At 30.5% G+C, this 17,253-nt stretch carries 16 protein-coding genes; 6 read left to right on the forward strand and 10 right to left on the reverse strand.

All coding sequences use genetic code 11. From position 1 onward, the window contains the following. Positions 1–54: 54 nt before the first annotated feature. Positions 55–696 (reverse strand): PAQR family membrane homeostasis protein TrhA, encoded by a 642-nt coding sequence (gene trhA / locus ACFQ5N_RS03305; protein ID WP_386807728.1) that lies wholly within the window; start codon positions 694–696, stop codon positions 55–57. A 25-nt stretch (positions 697–721) separates the two neighbouring features. Continuing rightward, positions 722–1,480, reverse strand: a complete 759-nt coding sequence (locus ACFQ5N_RS03310; RefSeq protein ID WP_386807729.1) for a lysophospholipid acyltransferase family protein — start codon at positions 1,478–1,480, stop codon at positions 722–724. 84 nt (positions 1,481–1,564) lie between these two features. Here ACFQ5N_RS03310 and ACFQ5N_RS03315 point away from each other — a divergent pair, with 84 nt between their 5' ends. The 3 genes from ACFQ5N_RS03315 to ACFQ5N_RS03325 all read left to right on the forward strand — a co-directional run bounded on the left by ACFQ5N_RS03315 (position 1,565) and on the right by ACFQ5N_RS03325 (position 4,062). Beyond that, a complete protein-coding gene (locus ACFQ5N_RS03315; RefSeq protein ID WP_386807731.1) occupies positions 1,565–1,804 on the forward strand; it encodes a GlsB/YeaQ/YmgE family stress response membrane protein in 240 nt (79 codons plus the stop codon). A gap of 86 nt (positions 1,805–1,890) precedes the next feature. Beyond that, positions 1,891–2,859 (forward strand): tryptophan--tRNA ligase, encoded by a 969-nt coding sequence (gene trpS / locus ACFQ5N_RS03320; protein ID WP_386807732.1) that lies wholly within the window; start codon positions 1,891–1,893, stop codon positions 2,857–2,859. A gap of 171 nt (positions 2,860–3,030) precedes the next feature. Next, positions 3,031–4,062, forward strand: coding sequence for a DUF481 domain-containing protein (locus ACFQ5N_RS03325; protein WP_386807734.1), 1,032 nt, complete (start codon positions 3,031–3,033; stop codon positions 4,060–4,062). Between the two features lie 121 nt (positions 4,063–4,183). Here ACFQ5N_RS03325 and ACFQ5N_RS03330 read toward each other — a convergent pair whose 3' ends face one another. The 3 genes from ACFQ5N_RS03330 to ACFQ5N_RS03340 all read right to left on the reverse strand — a co-directional run bounded on the left by ACFQ5N_RS03330 (position 4,184) and on the right by ACFQ5N_RS03340 (position 7,445). Beyond that, complete coding sequence (locus ACFQ5N_RS03330) at positions 4,184–5,014, reverse strand: sialate O-acetylesterase (RefSeq protein WP_386807736.1); 831 nt, start codon at positions 5,012–5,014, stop codon at positions 4,184–4,186. A gap of 23 nt (positions 5,015–5,037) precedes the next feature. Beyond that, positions 5,038–6,075 (reverse strand): aldo/keto reductase, encoded by a 1,038-nt coding sequence (locus tag ACFQ5N_RS03335; RefSeq protein WP_386807738.1) that lies wholly within the window; start codon positions 6,073–6,075, stop codon positions 5,038–5,040. A gap of 182 nt (positions 6,076–6,257) precedes the next feature. After that, positions 6,258–7,445, reverse strand: coding sequence for a phosphoglycerate kinase (locus ACFQ5N_RS03340; protein WP_386809019.1), 1,188 nt, complete (start codon positions 7,443–7,445; stop codon positions 6,258–6,260). A gap of 198 nt (positions 7,446–7,643) precedes the next feature. Here ACFQ5N_RS03340 and ACFQ5N_RS03345 point away from each other — a divergent pair, with 198 nt between their 5' ends. From ACFQ5N_RS03345 to ACFQ5N_RS03355, 3 genes are all read left to right on the forward strand, one after another. Continuing rightward, positions 7,644–8,786 carry a DNA polymerase III subunit gene (locus tag ACFQ5N_RS03345; protein WP_386807740.1) on the forward strand — a complete coding sequence of 381 codons (1,143 nt, stop codon included), beginning with the start codon at positions 7,644–7,646 and terminating at the stop codon, positions 8,784–8,786. A 66-nt stretch (positions 8,787–8,852) separates the two neighbouring features. Beyond that, on the forward strand, positions 8,853–9,182 hold the full coding sequence (locus ACFQ5N_RS03350; protein WP_386807743.1) for a DoxX family protein: 330 nt from the start codon (positions 8,853–8,855) through the stop codon (positions 9,180–9,182). 10 nt (positions 9,183–9,192) lie between these two features. Beyond that, entirely contained in the window at positions 9,193–9,720 is a 528-nt protein-coding gene (locus ACFQ5N_RS03355) for a hypothetical protein (protein ID WP_386807744.1), read from the forward strand. 55 nt (positions 9,721–9,775) lie between these two features. Here the strand turns inward: ACFQ5N_RS03355 and ACFQ5N_RS03360 are convergent, their stop codons facing one another. The 5 genes from ACFQ5N_RS03360 to ACFQ5N_RS03380 all read right to left on the reverse strand — a co-directional run bounded on the left by ACFQ5N_RS03360 (position 9,776) and on the right by ACFQ5N_RS03380 (position 17,225). Beyond that, a complete protein-coding gene (locus ACFQ5N_RS03360) occupies positions 9,776–10,321 on the reverse strand; it encodes an OmpH family outer membrane protein (RefSeq protein WP_386807746.1) in 546 nt (181 codons plus the stop codon). 230 nt (positions 10,322–10,551) lie between these two features. Next, positions 10,552–11,412: a class I SAM-dependent methyltransferase gene (locus ACFQ5N_RS03365; protein WP_386807747.1), complete on the reverse strand. Its 861-nt coding sequence runs from the start codon at positions 11,410–11,412 to the stop codon at positions 10,552–10,554. A 200-nt stretch (positions 11,413–11,612) separates the two neighbouring features. Further along, the gene (gene mnmG / locus ACFQ5N_RS03370; RefSeq protein WP_386807748.1) at positions 11,613–13,484 is read right to left on the reverse strand and encodes a tRNA uridine-5-carboxymethylaminomethyl(34) synthesis enzyme MnmG; all 1,872 of its coding nucleotides are present in this window, start codon (positions 13,482–13,484) and stop codon (positions 11,613–11,615) included. A 35-nt stretch (positions 13,485–13,519) separates the two neighbouring features. Then, the gene (ybeY, locus tag ACFQ5N_RS03375) at positions 13,520–13,933 is read right to left on the reverse strand and encodes an rRNA maturation RNase YbeY (RefSeq protein WP_386807750.1); all 414 of its coding nucleotides are present in this window, start codon (positions 13,931–13,933) and stop codon (positions 13,520–13,522) included. 4 nt (positions 13,934–13,937) lie between these two features. Further along, positions 13,938–17,225 carry a DUF4175 family protein gene (locus ACFQ5N_RS03380; protein ID WP_386807752.1) on the reverse strand — a complete coding sequence of 1,096 codons (3,288 nt, stop codon included), beginning with the start codon at positions 17,223–17,225 and terminating at the stop codon, positions 13,938–13,940. Positions 17,226–17,253 lie beyond the last annotated feature (28 nt).

Consider the following 17,253-nt stretch of genomic DNA (forward strand, 5'->3'; position numbering starts at 1 on the left):
TACTAAAAAAACGAACAAGAAATTCAAAAAGTAGTACTTAAATTTTATTACAGCTTACACATAAAAATATACAGCCATAAAATGAGAGAAACTGCCTAACAAAACAAAAATGTGAAAAATAGCGTGATTGTATTTTATACTTTTAAAACTATACAATACGGCTCCAACTGTATAAAAAAGTCCGCCAGCTAACAACCAAAATAATCCTGCAGTTGGTAAATTATGTAGTAAAGGTTTTATAGCAAAAACAATTAACCAACCCATTAACACATAGGCTATGGTTGAAATTTTATCAAACTTACCCGTAAAAAACAACTTGAAAATAACGCCCAACAACGCCAATCCCCAAGAAACTCCAAAAATTGTCCAACCTACCCAACCGTTTAAAACTACCAAGGTAAAAGGTGTATAAGTTCCTGCAATTAAAATGTAAATAGCTGCATGGTCAAAAATATTTAAACGCTGTCTTAATTTGGGTGTTTTTGAATTGTGATATAATGTAGAAGCCGCATATAAAACAATTAAACTAGATCCGTAAATACTAAAACTTACTATATGCAATACGCCTCCAAATAAACTTGCTTTTACCACTAACAATACAAGCGCAACAACACTTAATAACAACCCTACAAAATGCGAAATCACATTTAATTTTTCTTCTTTTGGAGTGTAATACTTAACAGCTTCTTTTTCCATATTTAAACAACGTATTTTACCGAATTTAATTACTATTTTGTTGTGATTTTTCGTTTAAAATTAAATCGTTGTAAATTAAATTATACGTCTCATCTTTTAGCGTATCACACGCTTTTAAGGAAAGACCGTCTGTACTTAAAAATTTATGAATTTTAACTCGTAATTTTCCAGGACTTCCACTAAAAAAAGTATACGAAAAACGTTTTTTACAATCGTAAAATGAAATTGGAACAACCGGTATTTGATGTTCAATAGCCAATCTAAAAGCACCTTTTTTAAAATCACTAAGCACAACAGATTCATCATCAGGAACCAAACCTTCAGGAAAAATACAAACATCTAATCCGTTGCTTAACCTTCGTCTAGCTTCATCAAAAACAGCTTTTCTACTGTGGTTATTATTTCTATCAACAATAATGCACGTTCGTTTGTAAAAAAAACCAAAAATTGGAATCTTCGTCAATTCAGCTTTTCCAACAAAAACAAAAGGATATTTTGCTACGGAAAGCATTAACATAATATCAATCATTGAAGTATGATTTGGACACAGCATATAACTTTTAGTTGCATCGAATTTTTGCTCTTGAGTTAAACTTACTTTAAAACCCATTACAAAAAGCAACGTATTTGCCCACGCTTTTGCCATTTTAAAAAATAATGGATAAAATTTTTCAGAAGAAGTAACCACAAGCAATACTGGAAAAACAGCAATTATTGTACATAGTACCCAAGCATAAAACCAGCAACGCCAAGCAATATAAAAAATAGACTTAAAAATTTTCATACGTATCAAAAGTAAAGATTTAGATGAACTTTTCATTTTTATTTTACTAATTTCATTTTTTATTAACTTTTTACATTTAAAATTATGATTTACTCTATTATTATTGGTGGTTTTGCAGGCTGGTTGGCAGGCAATATTATGAAAGGTGGCGGCTATGGAATATTGAAGAATATTTTGCTAGGGATTATTGGCGGCCTAGTTGGTGGTTGGGTTTTTAATTTTTTAGGTGTTATAATTCTAAATGGTTTTTTAGGAGATTTATTAGAAGGCGTTATTGGAGCTGTAATAATTTTAGCAATTGCTGGAGCTGTTAAGAAAAAATAGATTTTTTTAAAAAATTGAATGCAGCTCACACTTCTTTTTTTATGTGGTTGAAATATGTACTTTTGCGAAAAGTAAACAACAATTAAATGGCAAGAATTTTAACAGGAGTACAAAGTACAGGAACACCTCACTTAGGAAACTTATTAGGAGCAATTATTCCGGCAATAAAAATGGCGAATAATCCTGCAAATGAATCGTTTTTATTTATTGCAGACATGCACTCTTTAACACAAATAAAAAACGGCGAAGAATTAAGAGCTAACACATACAGCACAGCTGCAACTTGGCTTGCTTGTGGATTAGATTTTGAAAAGACTGTTTTTTATAGACAAAGTGATATTCCTGAAACAACTGAGCTTTCTTGGTATTTAAGCTGCTTTTTTCCTTACCAGCGCTTAACTTTAGCGCATAGCTTTAAAGATAAATCAGACAGATTGGAAGATGTAAATGCTGGTTTATTTGGCTATCCAATGTTAATGGCTGCAGATATTTTATTGTATGATGCTGAAGTTGTTCCTGTTGGAAAAGATCAATTACAACACTTAGAAATTACACGTGATGTTGCCAATAGGTTTAACCATCAAATGGGAGAAACATTAGTTGCACCACAAGCAAAAATACAAGAAGGTTCTATGTGGGTTCCTGGTACTGATGGTGGAAAAATGAGTAAATCAAAAGGAAATATCATCAACATATTTTTACCAGACAAACAACTGCGTAAACAAATAATGAAAATTAAAACAGACTCTACTCCGTTAGAAGATCCAAAAAATCCTGATACGTGTAATTTATTTGCCTTTTATAAATTATTAGGAACTGAAGCTCAAATTGCTGAAATGAGAGCGAATTATGAAGGTGGAAATTATGGCTATGGACACGCAAAACAAGCGTTTTTTGAACTTTTAATTGATAAATTTTCTGAAGAAAGAGCACGTTACAACTACTTTATGGAAAACTTAGATGAAGTAGATAAAGCTTTAGAAATTGGCGCTAAAAAAGCAAAGGTAGTAGCTGCTGATGTTTTAAAAAGAGTGAGAGCTAAAGTTGGTTATTAATTTATAATCATTTACAACTATAACTTATAAAATCAGTCTTTGGTAAATTACCAAAGACTGATTTTATGTTTAACACCTAAACTACAAATAATTAGACTTCATTTTCAAAAAAAAAATTAAGCCTAATTTTCTCAAAAAAAATGTATTTTTATCCATCAAAAAAAAATAATCATGAAAAATACTTTTAAAAATCTCCTTATTTTAGGTTTCTTTTTGATACTTGGTTTTACTGGGTTTTCACAAAAAGATTCCATAAAACTTGCTAGTAATCAAGTTTTAATAGGAGAAATTAAAAGTATGGACCAAAGTATTCTTGTTTTTAAAACTCCGTTCAGCGATAGCGATTTTAAAATTAAATGGTGGAAAGTAAATGAAATTTACAGTAGAAGACACTTTATTGTAACTTTAACAAACGGAAAAAGATTTACTACATCTATAAACACAGACACCATTAACAAAAAAAATGTGAATTTAATTCACTCTGGAGATACCACTAAAACTAACTTAAACAAAATAACATCATTAGATCCGTTTACTGGTGGTTCTTTTTTAAAACAACTAGAATTGGCTTTTGACACGGGTTTTTCACTGACAAAAGCTAATAATTTTCAACAGCTCACCGTAAATGCTAGCGCAAATTATAAAGTTTCTAAATGGAATTATTTAAACTCTTTTAGCTTAGTATATAGCAGACAAGACGATACCGATGACATTAGAAGGTATGAAGCAAATATTAAAATTCAACGCTTTTTACCAAATGATTGGTTTTTATCTAGCGGATTAGATTTTTTATCAAATAGTGATCAGCAATTAAAATTACGTACCACCGGTAGTTTAGGTGCGGGTTATTTTATTACAAAAACCAACAGCCTTTACTTTGGTACAGGTGCAGGTTTAGCTTACAACAACGAGCGTTACACCAATTCAATAGATAGTAAAAGCAGTTTGGAGTCTTATTTTGCAGCAGAATTAAACAAATATGACATAGGCGATTTTAGTATTCTTACTTCAGCAACTTTATCTCCCAGTTTAACTGAAAAAGAAAGGGTTCGTTTTGATTATAAATTAAGTTTAAAATATGATATTACTTCAAATATTTACTTAAAAGCTGAAGTAACTTACAATTTTGACAATCAACCTGCAGAAGGAGCTACAAAAGGTGATTATACCTTTCAAACTACCATTGGTTGGGATAATGATTAAACAATTAAATTTAAGCTGTTAAAAAGGCTTATTTTCAGTTAAATTAATTCCAATTTATTGTGCTAAATCTTACCACTTATTTAGTTTAACATTTTATTTGTCTGCTAAATATTTAAACAAACTAATTTTCTAATAACGCAAGCATTTTTAAGGCATATCGTTTTCCAAGTTCTCTGTAACCTTTAGCATTAAAATGTATTTTATCGTCTTTAATAGCACAACCATTTGAAGATATTACATATGCATTATCAATGAATTTTGGCAAGGTTGCAATTATTGAATTCATCTCAGCACATTTTCCGCCTTGATCTTTATGCACCACCTCTCCAGCCAATAAAGGAACCAAATTTGCATCTAATGAAAGATCTGTGATTACATTATTGTAAATAGTTTTTACATATGTTGGCCAATTAATATCTCCATTATTTGTTTCTCCTTGATGCAGTAATATTCCTTTAACTACTCCCTTTTGTTGCGCTATTTTTGTCAATTCAATTAGATGTAAATACGGATTTCCACTATAGTTTTTTATCTTATCTAAAAACCATGATTCGTTATATGTTTTGGTATAATTTGTATACAAATCCTTATCAAACAAGCGAATATCGCAACCTCCAACAGCTACATTAATTACCACAACCGTAATACTGTCTGGTAATTTTTGAATCATTGTTCTACCAAAATAATCGGCTGGTGATAAACCTGTATAACATTGCGCTAATGGAGGAATAGCCGGATAAAAATTTCCTTTTTTTCTACCTAAATTAGGACAATCAATTGTTTGTACCATTTGAAAACGATTATCAATAATTGTGTCTTTCGTTTCAATTTTTCCTTGCCCTTCCATATTTGATTGTCCAAAACATATATAAATGTGAACATTTTGGCTTTGTGAAAAAATAGTTGAATTGGTTAGTACTAAAAACACTACTAATAAAAATCTAAAACTCATTTGTCGCATATGCATACAGTTTATTATGGTGCCGGATTGGGTTGTAATTCGTGAATTTGATCTATTTTTTCCAACGTTTCACTGGAAAGTTCCACGTGGATACTTCCAATGTTTTCTTTTAATTGTTTTAGAGTTGTAGCACCAATAATATTCCCAGTTAAAAATGGTTGTTGATTCACAAATGCCAACGATAATTCTGTAAGCGTTATATTTAACTCTTGTGCTAATTCTAAATATTTTTGCACTAAAAAAGAACTTTGTGCACTGCTATACCTGTTGTATTGAGGAAACAATTTGATACGAGATTTTTCTGGTAATTGATTATTTAAATACTTTCCTGAAAGCACTCCAAACGCCAACGGTGAATACGCTAGTAAACCCACATTTTCACGCATAGCAACTTCAGCTAAATTCACTTCAAACAATCTATTAAGTAATGAATATGGATTTTGAATGGTTTTACAGCGCGTTAAATTATGCTGCGTACTTTTGGCTAAATGATGCATTACACCCCAAGAACTCTCATTAGAAACGCCGTAATGACGAATTTTACCTGCTTTTACCAAACCGTCTAATGTTTCAATAACTTCTTGTATGTTATCTTCCCATTGCTCGTTTGCATTATGTTTGTAATTACGTTGCCCAAACATAGGTGTATTTCTGTCTGGCCAATGCAATTGGTAAACATCTACATAATCTGTTTGCAAGCGTTTTAAACTTTTATCTAAAGCATCTAAAATTACAGGTTTTGAAAAGCCTAAATTATCACGTAAATAGCTAAAATAAGGATTTGGACCTGTTACTTTTGTTGCTACAACTAAATTTTCTCTTTGTTGATTTTTTAACCAAGAACCAATGTGTTTTTCAGAATTCCCTTGTGTTTCTTTACTTGCCGGAACGGAATACATTTCGGCAGTATCAATAAAATTTACACCTTGCTCAACGGCATAATTTAATTGTTCGTGCGCTTCTTGCTCACTATTTTGCTGACCAAAAGTCATGGTTCCTAAACAAATTTTACTAACTTTTATATTGGTATTTGGTATGTTTGAATATTTCATTTTTAATTGAATAAATAGTTTAACTGTATAAAATTTTAATAGCTTTTAGCATATTAAATTACGGCGTAGCGTAAAAGTAAACAAAGATGTGAATAAAAAAAACCGTCTCAAAAATTGAGACGGTTTTTATATTAAATAGTGAAGTGTTTAAAATTTAAACACTTCAACTTTGTGATCTAAATTTATTTTAAAATAGCTTCAATACCTGGTAATGTTTTACCTTCTAAGCTTTCTAACATTGCTCCTCCACCAGTAGAAACATAACTTACTTTATCAGCAAATCCAAATTGTTTTACAGCAGCAACTGAGTCTCCACCACCAACAAGTGAGAAAGTTCCGTTTTTAGTAGCATTTGCAATAGAGTTTCCTAAAGCAATTGTTCCACCAGCAAATGTTTCCATTTCAAAAACACCTAAAGGACCATTCCAAAGAATAGTTTTAGATTCGTTTACCACTTTATCAAAAATTTCTCTTGATTTTGGTCCTGCATCTAAACCTTGCCATCCATCAGGAATTGCAGTAATATCACATACTTGTGTATTTGCATCATTACTAAAAGCATCAGCAGCAATTACATCAACAGGAATATGAACTTGTACACCTTTTGCTTCGGCTTGTTTTAAAATTTCTAAAGCTAATTCTTGTTTATCATCTTCACAAATAGAATCTCCTACAGTTCCACCTTGTGCTTTAATGAAAGTAAAACTCATACCTCCACCAATAATTAAATGATCTACTTTATCTAAAATGTTTTCAATAACAGTAATTTTTGAAGATACTTTTGCACCTCCTAAAATAGCTAATACTGGTTTTTCACCTTCTTCTAAAATCTTTTTTAAACTAATAATTTCTTGTGCTAAAAGGTTTCCAAAGCATTTATTTTCTGGAAAAAATTGAGCTACAATAGTTGTTGAAGCGTGTGCTCTATGCGCAGTACCAAAAGCATCGTTTACATAAACATCACCTAACTTAGATAATTGTTCAGCAAAGTCAACATCACCACTTTTTTCTTCAGCATGGAAACGTAAATTTTCTAATAATAATACTTCTCCCATTTGTAAGTTAGCAGCAGCAGTTTCAGCTTCTTCACCAACACAATTTGAAGAAAACTTTACGTCAACGCCAATTATTTCAGAAACTTTTTCTGCAATATGTTTTAAAGAAAATTTGTCTTCAACTCCTTTTGGTCTTCCTAAATGCGACATTAAAATAACCGCACCACCATCTTCTAAAATTTTAATAATTGTAGGTTTTGCAGCTTGAATTCTTGTTGCATCCGTTACATTAAAATCTTCATCTAAAGGAACATTAAAATCTACACGAATTAACGCTTTTTTACCTTTAAAATCTATGTCTTGTATTGTTTTCATCATTATATATTTTGTTGTACAAATATAACTAAAATCATTAAACACTTTTAGTTTTTTACGAAAGCGATTTCATATACATAGAATTAATAGCTTCAAAATTAAAAGATTGAAAAAGCCTTTACACACTCAAAGATTCGCAATACAAGCTGCACCTAGCAAAATAGCAATTAAAACTAAATTTGTACTATCTTTGTTTTTATGAATTTTTCTAACATTTTAGGCCAACAGCATTTAAAGAATCATTTAATAAAATCTACTGATAACGGTCGTATTTCACACGCACAATTATTTGTAGGTAAAGAAGGCTCTGGAGTATTACCAATGGCAATTGCCTATGCGCAATACATTTTATGCAGCACAAGTGACAATAAAGAAAGCTGCGCGTTAAAATGTGAGAAATTAATGCACCCCGATTTGCATTTTGCGTTTCCGGTTGCTTCAAATGATAAAATTAAAAGTCACCCTGTAAGCAAGCTATTTTTAAAAGAATGGAGAGCTTTTGTAAATACAACTCCGTATGGTAATTTATTTGAATGGTTACAATCAATAGGTATTGAAAATAAACAAGGGCAAATTGGTGTTGATGAAGCTGAAGATATTGTAAAAAGTTTGAAGTTAAAAAGCTTTGAAGGCGGTTACAAAATTATGATTATTTGGATGGCCGAAAAAATGCACACATCTGCAGCAAATAAATTGTTGAAACTTTTAGAAGAACCGCCTGAAAAAACTGTTTTTATTTTAACTGCTGAAAACGAAGAGCAAATTATTTCAACCATAAAATCAAGGTGTCAAATTCTGCAATTTCCATTGCTTTCTGAAGCTCATATTGTAAAAGGTTTAGTAGATTTTGAAGGCACCGATCCGCCAATAGCTGCACAAATTGCACAACAAGCAGACGGTAATTTTAATAAAGCATTGCATTTATTACACAACGATAATTCAGACAAACAATTTGAGCAATGGTTTATTGTTTGGGTAAGAGCCGCATTTAAAGCAAAAGGAAATGCCACCGTTATTCAAGAATTAATTGAATGGAGTGAAACCATTGCAAAAAGCGGTAGAGAAACTCAAAAACGTTTTTTAAATTATTGTTTGCAGTTTTTTAGACAAGCATTATTGCTAAATTACAATGCAGATTCTTTGGTGTTTTTAGAGCCAACATCTCCTAGTTTTAAGCTAGAAAATTTTGCTCCTTATATTCACAGCAGAAATATTGTTGAAATTAACAAAGAGTTGAATGATGCAATTTACCATATTGAAAGAAATGGAAATCCGAAGATTATATTATTAGATTTATCTATAAAACTAACCAGATTACTGCATACAAAAGAACAAGCATAAATGTCTTTATTCAATCAAAATTCTGCACAAATACTAATTTTACTTTTTTTTATAATTACTTACTTTATGTCGGTATTAGAAAAACTAAGTGATTGGAAAGGAACTGTAGCGTATTATGAAGCGCATTTCAAAAAAACCATTTTACATAAAATGATTTCTTTACTATTGTTACAGATTGTTATTTCTGAAATAGCAACACTCATTTTTATAAGTTTAGGATTGTATTTTTTGGTAAAAGAAAACACTTCAACTATTGCATTAATTGGATTAGAAATGTCTGCTTTAACATTACTTCAATTTTTAGCAGGACAACGAATAGCGAAAGATTATCCTGGCGCAATGAACATTACAGTATACTTTATATTAAACATTATAGGCATTTATTTATTAACTTAATTTATTGATTATGAAACTATTAGGTATAGGTTCACGTATAAATCACCCAGAATTTGGTGCAGGAGTTGTAACCAATGTAACTGCAAAACATTATTGGGTTACTTTTATTGAAACCGGATTAGAAACTATTGAAATTAATAACGAATTTGAAGTTATTGAAGCTGTTGAAGACGAAGTAGATAGTGTTAGCTTTTATGAAGTAGAAACCATTTTAAAAAATATGTTGAAACAATGGTCTGATATTTCAGAAATTATACCAATTGCCGATCGTTACAAAGGTGGAAAATTAATTATAGAACCAAAAGACACCAACCTAGCAAGCAAAGAAATTCCGATTGATACTTTTTTTCATAAAATTGTTATGGTTAGAGATCGTGTTCGTGTAATGGAACAAAAAATAAATGCTAGTAAATTATTAGACGATCAAGACAAAGTAGATTTGCAACAATATATTACAAGAATTTATGGTAGCCTCACTACTTTTAATGTATTATTTAAACTTAAAGAACATCAATTTTCAGGTGCAAAATCTAAATAAAAAAAAGCCTTTAACGTTTGTTAAAGGCTTTTTAATTTATTGAAAAGAATTACACTTATTTCGCTTCAGTTTCTTCAGCAGGCACAACAGGTTCTTTTTTATCGTAATCTGCATTTAACATTTCAATTACATCAGCTGTAACATTTAAAGCATCATCTCCATACATTACAGTACCATTTCCTTGAGTTCCTAAAACAATACCTAAACCTTTAGATTTTGAATAATTTGCAACAATACTATCAATCGTTTTAATTAAAACCTCACTTTTAGCTTGGTTTTCTTGCTCTAACATTTGACTAGCTTGTTGTTGCTGTCCTTGTAACATTTGACCTTCTTGTTGCAATGCTTGTTCTGCAGCTTGTTTTTTTGCTGAAGACATTTTAGGAGCATTTTTGTAATACTCTTGTACTTTTGCTTGAAAAGCACTTTGAGCACCTTGTAACTCTCCTGCAATTTGTTGTTGCTTTGTAGTCATTTCTTCTTCTAAAGCAATCATTGCTTTATATTCACTCATTACATCAGCAACATCAATGTAAGCAATTTTAGTTTGAGTACAAGATGATAATACAATTGCAAAGGCAACTAGTATAAGTTTTTTCATGTTTTAAATTTTAAGGTTGATTTTTATTTTAACTGCGAATATAGTAACAAATATTAAAGAAGGTTATAATATTTATAAGTATTAGCTTTATTTATAATTTACAACTAAAAAATAAAAATACTCTATTGAAAAAGGATTAAAATAAGCTTGTTTTAAGGCTGAATTAAAAATTTCCACATATATTTTATGCTTACTTTTAAAAAATGCGTTAAAACGCTTTAAAATGCTTTTTAGCTGTTTTTAAGCACGTAAATTAAAGAAGAATACTCTTTAGTTCGCATTGCCTTTACATTAGAAAGCAAACCAACATAAAATGCCTTTAAAAAATTAGATTTTCCAGTTTTGTACTTTTCACTTAACAAAGAAACATAAAACGAATCAAACTTCATTGGAAGTATTGTATCTACTTTCATATCAAATTCTGAAAATATCAACTCAATTGATTTTTTAGAAAAGTGCCATAAATGTCTTGGCACATCAAAAGCAGCCCAAAACTGTTTGTAATAAGTAGCATCAAAACTTTTATAATTTGGAACAGCTACCACTAAAACACCATTTGGTTTTAATAATGATTTCAGTTTAAAAATATAACTATTTAAATCTGGTACATGTTCTAACACATGCCATAAAGTAATTACATCAAATTTTTCAGATGAAATTTCTTGAAGCTCATCAACAACAGCTGTAGAATTATGTTGAGCTAATTTTGAAATTGCCAATGCTTGCGCATTTTTATTTGGCTCTACACCTAATACATTCCAACCATTATGTTTACACGTTAATAAAAATTCACCGGTACCACAACCAACATCTAACAACTTTTTGTCTTCTGTTTGAAAAGAATTAATAAGCTTCAATTTATTTTTTAAGGCAACACTTTTTACCGCTTGATATAATTTATCTGTAAAAGATGCTTTTGAATCTGTATGCGAAATATAGTCTGAACTTTCGTAATATTTAGCCAACTCTTCTCCTTCTGGTTTCGGAAAAGTTTCTAACATTCTATAATTAGCATTATACAATAAATCAAATTTTTGATGAGATACTGTATAATCTACACAGGTAAAAAAAGGTTGTTTTTCAGAATTCATTTAAAAAATATTAATGGTTTTTACACCTACGTAAACAGGATTCTATATTTATTTTTTATTACAAATAACACCTTAGTTTGTATTCCCGTTTTCACTTCTACGCTACGTAGCGAGCACTTAAAATTCCCAATAGATTTTAGCTTAATTTCAAGGTAAAATAAATCAACTATTTTAAATGTTCCACGTGGAACGCTTAAAAATTATCGACCCATATACACCAATAAAACAGAAATATCACTAGGAGAAACTCCACTAATTCTACTCGCTTGTGAAATAGTAACCGGCTTAATTTTTGTTAATTTTTGACGCGCTTCAATTGATAATGACGCCACTTTAAAATAATCGAAATTAGGAGGAATTGAAACATTCTCTAAACGATTTAATTTATCTGCTTGATTCTTTTCCTTCTCAATATAACCTGCATATTTTACGTGAACTTCAGTCTGCTCAATAATTTCATGATCAATATCTTCACGTAAAATAAAATCAGCAACAGCAGGAATTCTTTGTAAATCTTGAAAGTCTAATTGCGGACGTGCAGCAATTTTAAACATCTTCATAGACTGTGAAACCACCGCAGTATTATTCTCTTCTAAAATAGGATTTATCACTTCAGGCTTCACACTAGTTTCAATTAAAAACTTCACAAACAAATCTGTTTTACGTTGCTTTTCAATAACACGATCCATTCTTTCTTTAGACGCCAAACCTAAGTCAAAAGATAAAGGTGTTAATCTTAAATCAGCATTATCTTGACGTAATAAAGTTCTATATTCAGCTCTTGATGTAAACATTCTATACGGCTCTTCAGTTCCTTTTGTAATTAAGTCATCAATTAAAACACCAATATAAGCTTCGTTTCTTTTTAAAATAAAAGGCTCTTTATTTTGAATTTTTAAAGCAGCATTTATACCCGCCATTAAACCTTGAGCAGCGGCTTCTTCGTAACCTGTTGTACCATTAATTTGACCAGCAAAATACAACCCTTTAATCAACTTTGTTTCTAATGTATGTTGTAATTGTGTAGGCTGGAAAAAATCATATTCAATAGCATAACCAAACCTAAAGAACTTCACATTTTCAAAGCCAGGAACTTTTCGCAAAGCTTTGTCTTGAACATCCTCAGGTAACGATGTTGAAAAACCATTCACATACACTTCAACTGTGTTCCAACCTTCAGGCTCAACAAAAATCTGATGTCTTTCTTTCGTTGCAAAACGATCAATTTTATCTTCAATAGACGGACAATATCTAGGACCAATACTTTGTATTCTACCATTAAACATTGGTGAACGATCAAAACCAGTACGCAACAAATCATGCACTTCCAAAGAAGTATAACTCATATAACAAGAGCGTTGTTTAGCCAATGGTTTTGTACTTTCCAAATATGAAAACTTTTCAGGATTCTCATCACCAGGTTGCTCTATCATTTTAGAATAATCTAACGATCTTCCATCAACTCTTGGAGGCGTTCCAGTTTTCATTCTACCAGCCTCAAACCCAACTTTTACTAAATCTTCTGTAATACCAACAGAAGCACTTTCCCCTGCTCTACCACCACCAAAAGTTTTATCACCAATATGAATTAATCCATTTAAAAAAGTACCAGCAGTTATAATAACAGCCTTAGCTTTTATTTCAATTCCTAGCGTAGTTTTTACCCCAACAATTTTATCACCATCAAACAACAACCCGTTAACCATGTCTTGAAAGAAATCTAAATTATCAGTTTTCTCAAGCATATTTCTCCAAGTTTCAGCGAATCGCATACGATCACTTTGCGCTCTTGGACTCCACATTGCAGGACCCTTAGATTTATTCAACATTTTAAATTGAATAGCAGTTTCATCAGTAACAATTGCACTATAACCACCCAAAGCATCAATTTCTCGAACAATTTGTCCTTTGGCTATTCCACCCATCGCAGGATTACAACTCATTTGTGCTATATTTTGCAAACTCATTGAAATTAATAATGTTTTTGCACCCATATTGGCACTAGCGGCAGCTGCTTCACCACCTGCATGACCTCCACCAACAACTATAACATCATAAACAGTATTAAACATAAAAATATGTATTGTGTTCCACGTGGAACGTTAAATTAAGATTTAAATAAACTCAAACAATTATCTTCTTCAGCACGCATTACTTCCTTATCACTAGCAGATTTATCTTTAAAGCCACAATAATGCAAAATACCGTGAATAACAACTCTATTTAACTCATTCTCAAATGGTTGACTAAATTTTTTAGCATTTTCACGCACTCTTTCAACAGAAATAAAAATATCCCCACTAATTAGTTTACCAAGTGTATAATCAAAGCTAATTATATCCGTAAATGTATCATGTTCTAAAAACTCAACATTCAATTTTAATAAATATGCATCATCACAAAAAATATAATTAATTTCACCTTCAGTAAAATCATACTTTGTAATACAAGAAGAAATCCAAGCTTCCATAGCTTCTTCATTCTCTAAATTAAAATCGGTTTCGTAGTTAAATTGAATCATAATATTATTGAACAGTTTTAAAATAATCCTGCACTTTCTTTTTATAAATAGTGCGCAAAGGTAATGATTGTCTGTTTAATATTTCGTTATAATTAAAATACTGATTTTGGAGTTTCAATTTTTGAATTGTACGTTCTTCAAAAGTTTGGATATTTGTTTCAGATTTACGGTCTTTATCTTTTCCTTGCTTTAATTCAGCTTCTTCCAATTTTAGTAGTTCATACTGTAATTGCTCCATTTTTTCAACCACCTCTTTTGTAAAACCTTGCTCTAACATTTCCTTTTGCAATTCTTCCATTTGTTTTACAGCATCACCATTTCCATTTTTTGAATTGCCTTGTTCCCCACCCATCATTTCTTTTAAAGCCTGTTTCAATTGTTCTTGTTGTTTATATATTTCATACAACTCATCACTCATTTGCTCACTTGTACCTTCACCATTTCCACCTTCCTTTTCGCCATCTTCACCTCCTTTTTGTTCACTAGGAGATTTCCCTTTTTTCATTCCCTCCTTCATTTTATCACTAAGCTCACCATGCTTTTTAATTATATCTGGAAGTGAAAAACCTGGCTGAGACTGATTTCCTTTTCCCATATTGGCAGAAGCATTCATTAAACTCTCTAACAAATCACTTAAGTTATTAGCTAAATTATTTGCGCCAGTTAACACAAAATGTTGGTGTGAAATTCCTTGCTCTAAATAATTGTCGGATAAACTTTCTAAAGAACGATCCATATTGTAATGCACATCTGAAACTTCTTTTTGAATTTCACTACCCATTTTTACCAAGCGTAAAGACAACACGTACAAACTATCATCAATATGCTCAAAATATTCTTTCAGCGTATGCTGATCTTTTAGGTTTTTTGCAAACTCAGGATTATTTAAATCATTGTTTGAAAATTTATTTAAAACAGCCTCTTGCTGAAATGAAAACTCAATTAAATTTTCAACAATTTTACGTAAATCTTCAATATTCTCATCAATCATTTCACCTTCCATAGCTTCCATTGAAGACTCCATAGATTTTCCAAGTTGCTTCATTTTATTTGAAGCTTGCTTTTGATTTTTTTGAGCAGAATTAGCATCTTTATTTTTTAAAGCATCCATTGCTTTATCCAAATCTTCGTCAATATCATTTAACATATCTTCAGAGTCTGGAAGTTTCATGGAACGTTTTAATTGATTGTTCATTTCATTCAACTCCTTCAATTCTTCTTTTATATTGTTAAACTTTTCTGTTAACTCATTTTGTTTTTCAGGTGTATTTGTATCTTCATTTTCTTTTGAAAGCTCCGCTTCTTCTTCACCTAAACTTGATAATTTTTCAGCAATTTGATTCGCTTTTTGTTCAACATAAAAACGTTTGGTCAATTCTAAAATACGTTCTAAACTTTGCTCATTTTGTTTATTCTGTTTTGCAATATCTTTTAACTTTTCAATTAAATCTTCTTTCTCAATTTTTTCAGACAACTTATTTAATTCATCCAATAACTTTTTTTGTTGAGCTAATTTTTTTGTTTCTTCTATACGTTTTTGAAGTGCTTCTTTTTTCTCTTGTAAATCTTCACTAACTTCCTTTTCATTTAAATTATTTTCTAATTGTTCAGTTTGTTTTTCAAACATTTCTTGATACTGATTTTGTCGCTTCACAAATTCCTCTAATTTTTTAGTATCATTCCAATTAATGTCAGCTTTTCGCTGCATTTCATTCTGAAACTTTTTCAATTCAGCATTTTCCTTTTTCGAATTTTCTAAGGAATTAGAAATAGTATTAATTGTTTCCTTTTGCTCTTTCAACAAATCTTCATTTAGTTCTTTGTTTGTTTTATTATAATAACTAAACGTTCTACTTTTTGCCTTTTTTGAACCGTTTACTCGGTCGTTATCAAACACTTCAAAATAAAACTCGTAAGCAACACCTTCTTCAGGAGTAATTCCTTCAGGAAAAATGTAATAAAAATCTGTAAATGAAGACTTTGAAATTAAAATATTGTGCTTTTTAGCATTTTTTGGACTGTTTTTATCATAATACACCAACTGAAGTTTTTCAACACCATAATCGTCGCTTAATTGCCCTATAAATTGCACAGGACCGCTACTTACAGAATCAATATTTGATTGCACTATAATTTTTGGCAATTCGTCTTTTATAACCTCAACAGAAAAATCTAAAGCTTCATGATTTTTTAATTGTTGATTAGATGTGGTAATTTTATAATTTACAGAATGAAGCATTCTTTTTTGAAAATTAAAATAATCTGTATTTGAATTCTTAAAACTAAAAACGGTGTCTTTCTCTAAAAAAGAAACTTCATTGGTTTGGTGTGTTTTAATCTCCCACTCTATCACTGTTCCCTGTGGAACAATTGCATTTCCGGTATTTGTAATAACTTCATTTGATTTACCAGTATAACTAGGATACTTTAAAGCCATGGATAAATTGGTAATTATTGGAGTTGGAATTACATTAATTTGATAAGTTTTAGAACTTACTCCATTGGCTTCAACATAAAAATTTAAAGAAGTATGAATGTTAGAAAAAGTATACTGAAATTTACCGAAGCCTACATTTTCTAAAAAGTAATTTTCATTTAAAAAATAAATTTTAGCGTCGTTTGGTACAACATCACCAACTGTTTCTATTTGAACTGTAAAAGACTCCCCTTCTATAACATCAAATGAAGTATTTAAAATATGATAAGAAAACGGTGCTGGTGGTTGGTATTGCTTGTTGTAATGAACAACCCGCGAAAAACTATCATTAAAAATGGTAATGTTACCAGTTATAAAAAAAAGCAACCAAATAATCACCGGAATTAATGCGTACTTAATGTATTTTGTATTGGTTGAAAAATCTACAGCGCGTTTAAAGGGTACTAATTTTAATTCACTAGATTTCTGTTCAATACTTGCTTCAATTAATTCTGAACCTTGCTTATTGTTTTTTAACTGAATCATATTCAGTAACTTATCATTCACTTCAGGAAAATGATTACCAATAATTTTAGAAGCTTCAAGTTCATTAATTCCATTTTTTAAACCCCATAATTTAAAAATAGGAAACAAAATATAAAACACCACCAAGGCTACTTCTACCCCAATAAAAAGTACAAACAACACCGTTCTGGCTAAAGGTTTTAGCCAAAAGAAATACTCAACTAAAAGTGTAAAAATAAAGTATAGTAAACCTATTGAAAAAAACAACAAAACCCCTTTAATCAATTCATTCACATAATATTTCTGAATAAATTGGTGTAGTTTGTGTTGTATGTGTTTATAATTGTTCAATTTGTTATTTTACCGTTATAGATTGGCT

The sequence above is a fragment of the Lutibacter holmesii genome, from assembly GCF_042679665.1.
Taxonomy (GTDB): Bacteria; Bacteroidota; Bacteroidia; order Flavobacteriales; family Flavobacteriaceae; genus Lutibacter; species Lutibacter holmesii.

Excerpts from the sequence above, each read along its gene's own strand:
- trhA (WP_386807728.1), bottom strand. The coding sequence starts at position 696 with ATGGAAAAAGAAGCTGTTAAGTATTACACTCCAAAAGAAGAAAAATTA.
- ACFQ5N_RS03310 (WP_386807729.1), bottom strand. The coding sequence starts at position 1,480 with ATGAAAATTTTTAAGTCTATTTTTTATATTGCTTGGCGTTGCTGGTTT.
- ACFQ5N_RS03315 (WP_386807731.1), top strand. The coding sequence starts at position 1,565 with ATGATTTACTCTATTATTATTGGTGGTTTTGCAGGCTGGTTGGCAGGC.
- trpS (WP_386807732.1), top strand. The coding sequence starts at position 1,891 with ATGGCAAGAATTTTAACAGGAGTACAAAGTACAGGAACACCTCACTTA.
- ACFQ5N_RS03325 (WP_386807734.1), top strand. The coding sequence starts at position 3,031 with ATGAAAAATACTTTTAAAAATCTCCTTATTTTAGGTTTCTTTTTGATA.
- ACFQ5N_RS03330 (WP_386807736.1), bottom strand. The coding sequence starts at position 5,014 with ATGAGTTTTAGATTTTTATTAGTAGTGTTTTTAGTACTAACCAATTCA.
- ACFQ5N_RS03335 (WP_386807738.1), bottom strand. The coding sequence starts at position 6,075 with ATGAAATATTCAAACATACCAAATACCAATATAAAAGTTAGTAAAATT.
- ACFQ5N_RS03340 (WP_386809019.1), bottom strand. The coding sequence starts at position 7,445 with ATGAAAACAATACAAGACATAGATTTTAAAGGTAAAAAAGCGTTAATT.
- ACFQ5N_RS03345 (WP_386807740.1), top strand. The coding sequence starts at position 7,644 with ATGAATTTTTCTAACATTTTAGGCCAACAGCATTTAAAGAATCATTTA.
- ACFQ5N_RS03350 (WP_386807743.1), top strand. The coding sequence starts at position 8,853 with ATGTCGGTATTAGAAAAACTAAGTGATTGGAAAGGAACTGTAGCGTAT.
- ACFQ5N_RS03355 (WP_386807744.1), top strand. The coding sequence starts at position 9,193 with ATGAAACTATTAGGTATAGGTTCACGTATAAATCACCCAGAATTTGGT.
- ACFQ5N_RS03360 (WP_386807746.1), bottom strand. The coding sequence starts at position 10,321 with ATGAAAAAACTTATACTAGTTGCCTTTGCAATTGTATTATCATCTTGT.
- ACFQ5N_RS03365 (WP_386807747.1), bottom strand. The coding sequence starts at position 11,412 with ATGAATTCTGAAAAACAACCTTTTTTTACCTGTGTAGATTATACAGTA.
- mnmG (WP_386807748.1), bottom strand. The coding sequence starts at position 13,484 with ATGTTTAATACTGTTTATGATGTTATAGTTGTTGGTGGAGGTCATGCA.
- ybeY (WP_386807750.1), bottom strand. The coding sequence starts at position 13,933 with ATGATTCAATTTAACTACGAAACCGATTTTAATTTAGAGAATGAAGAA.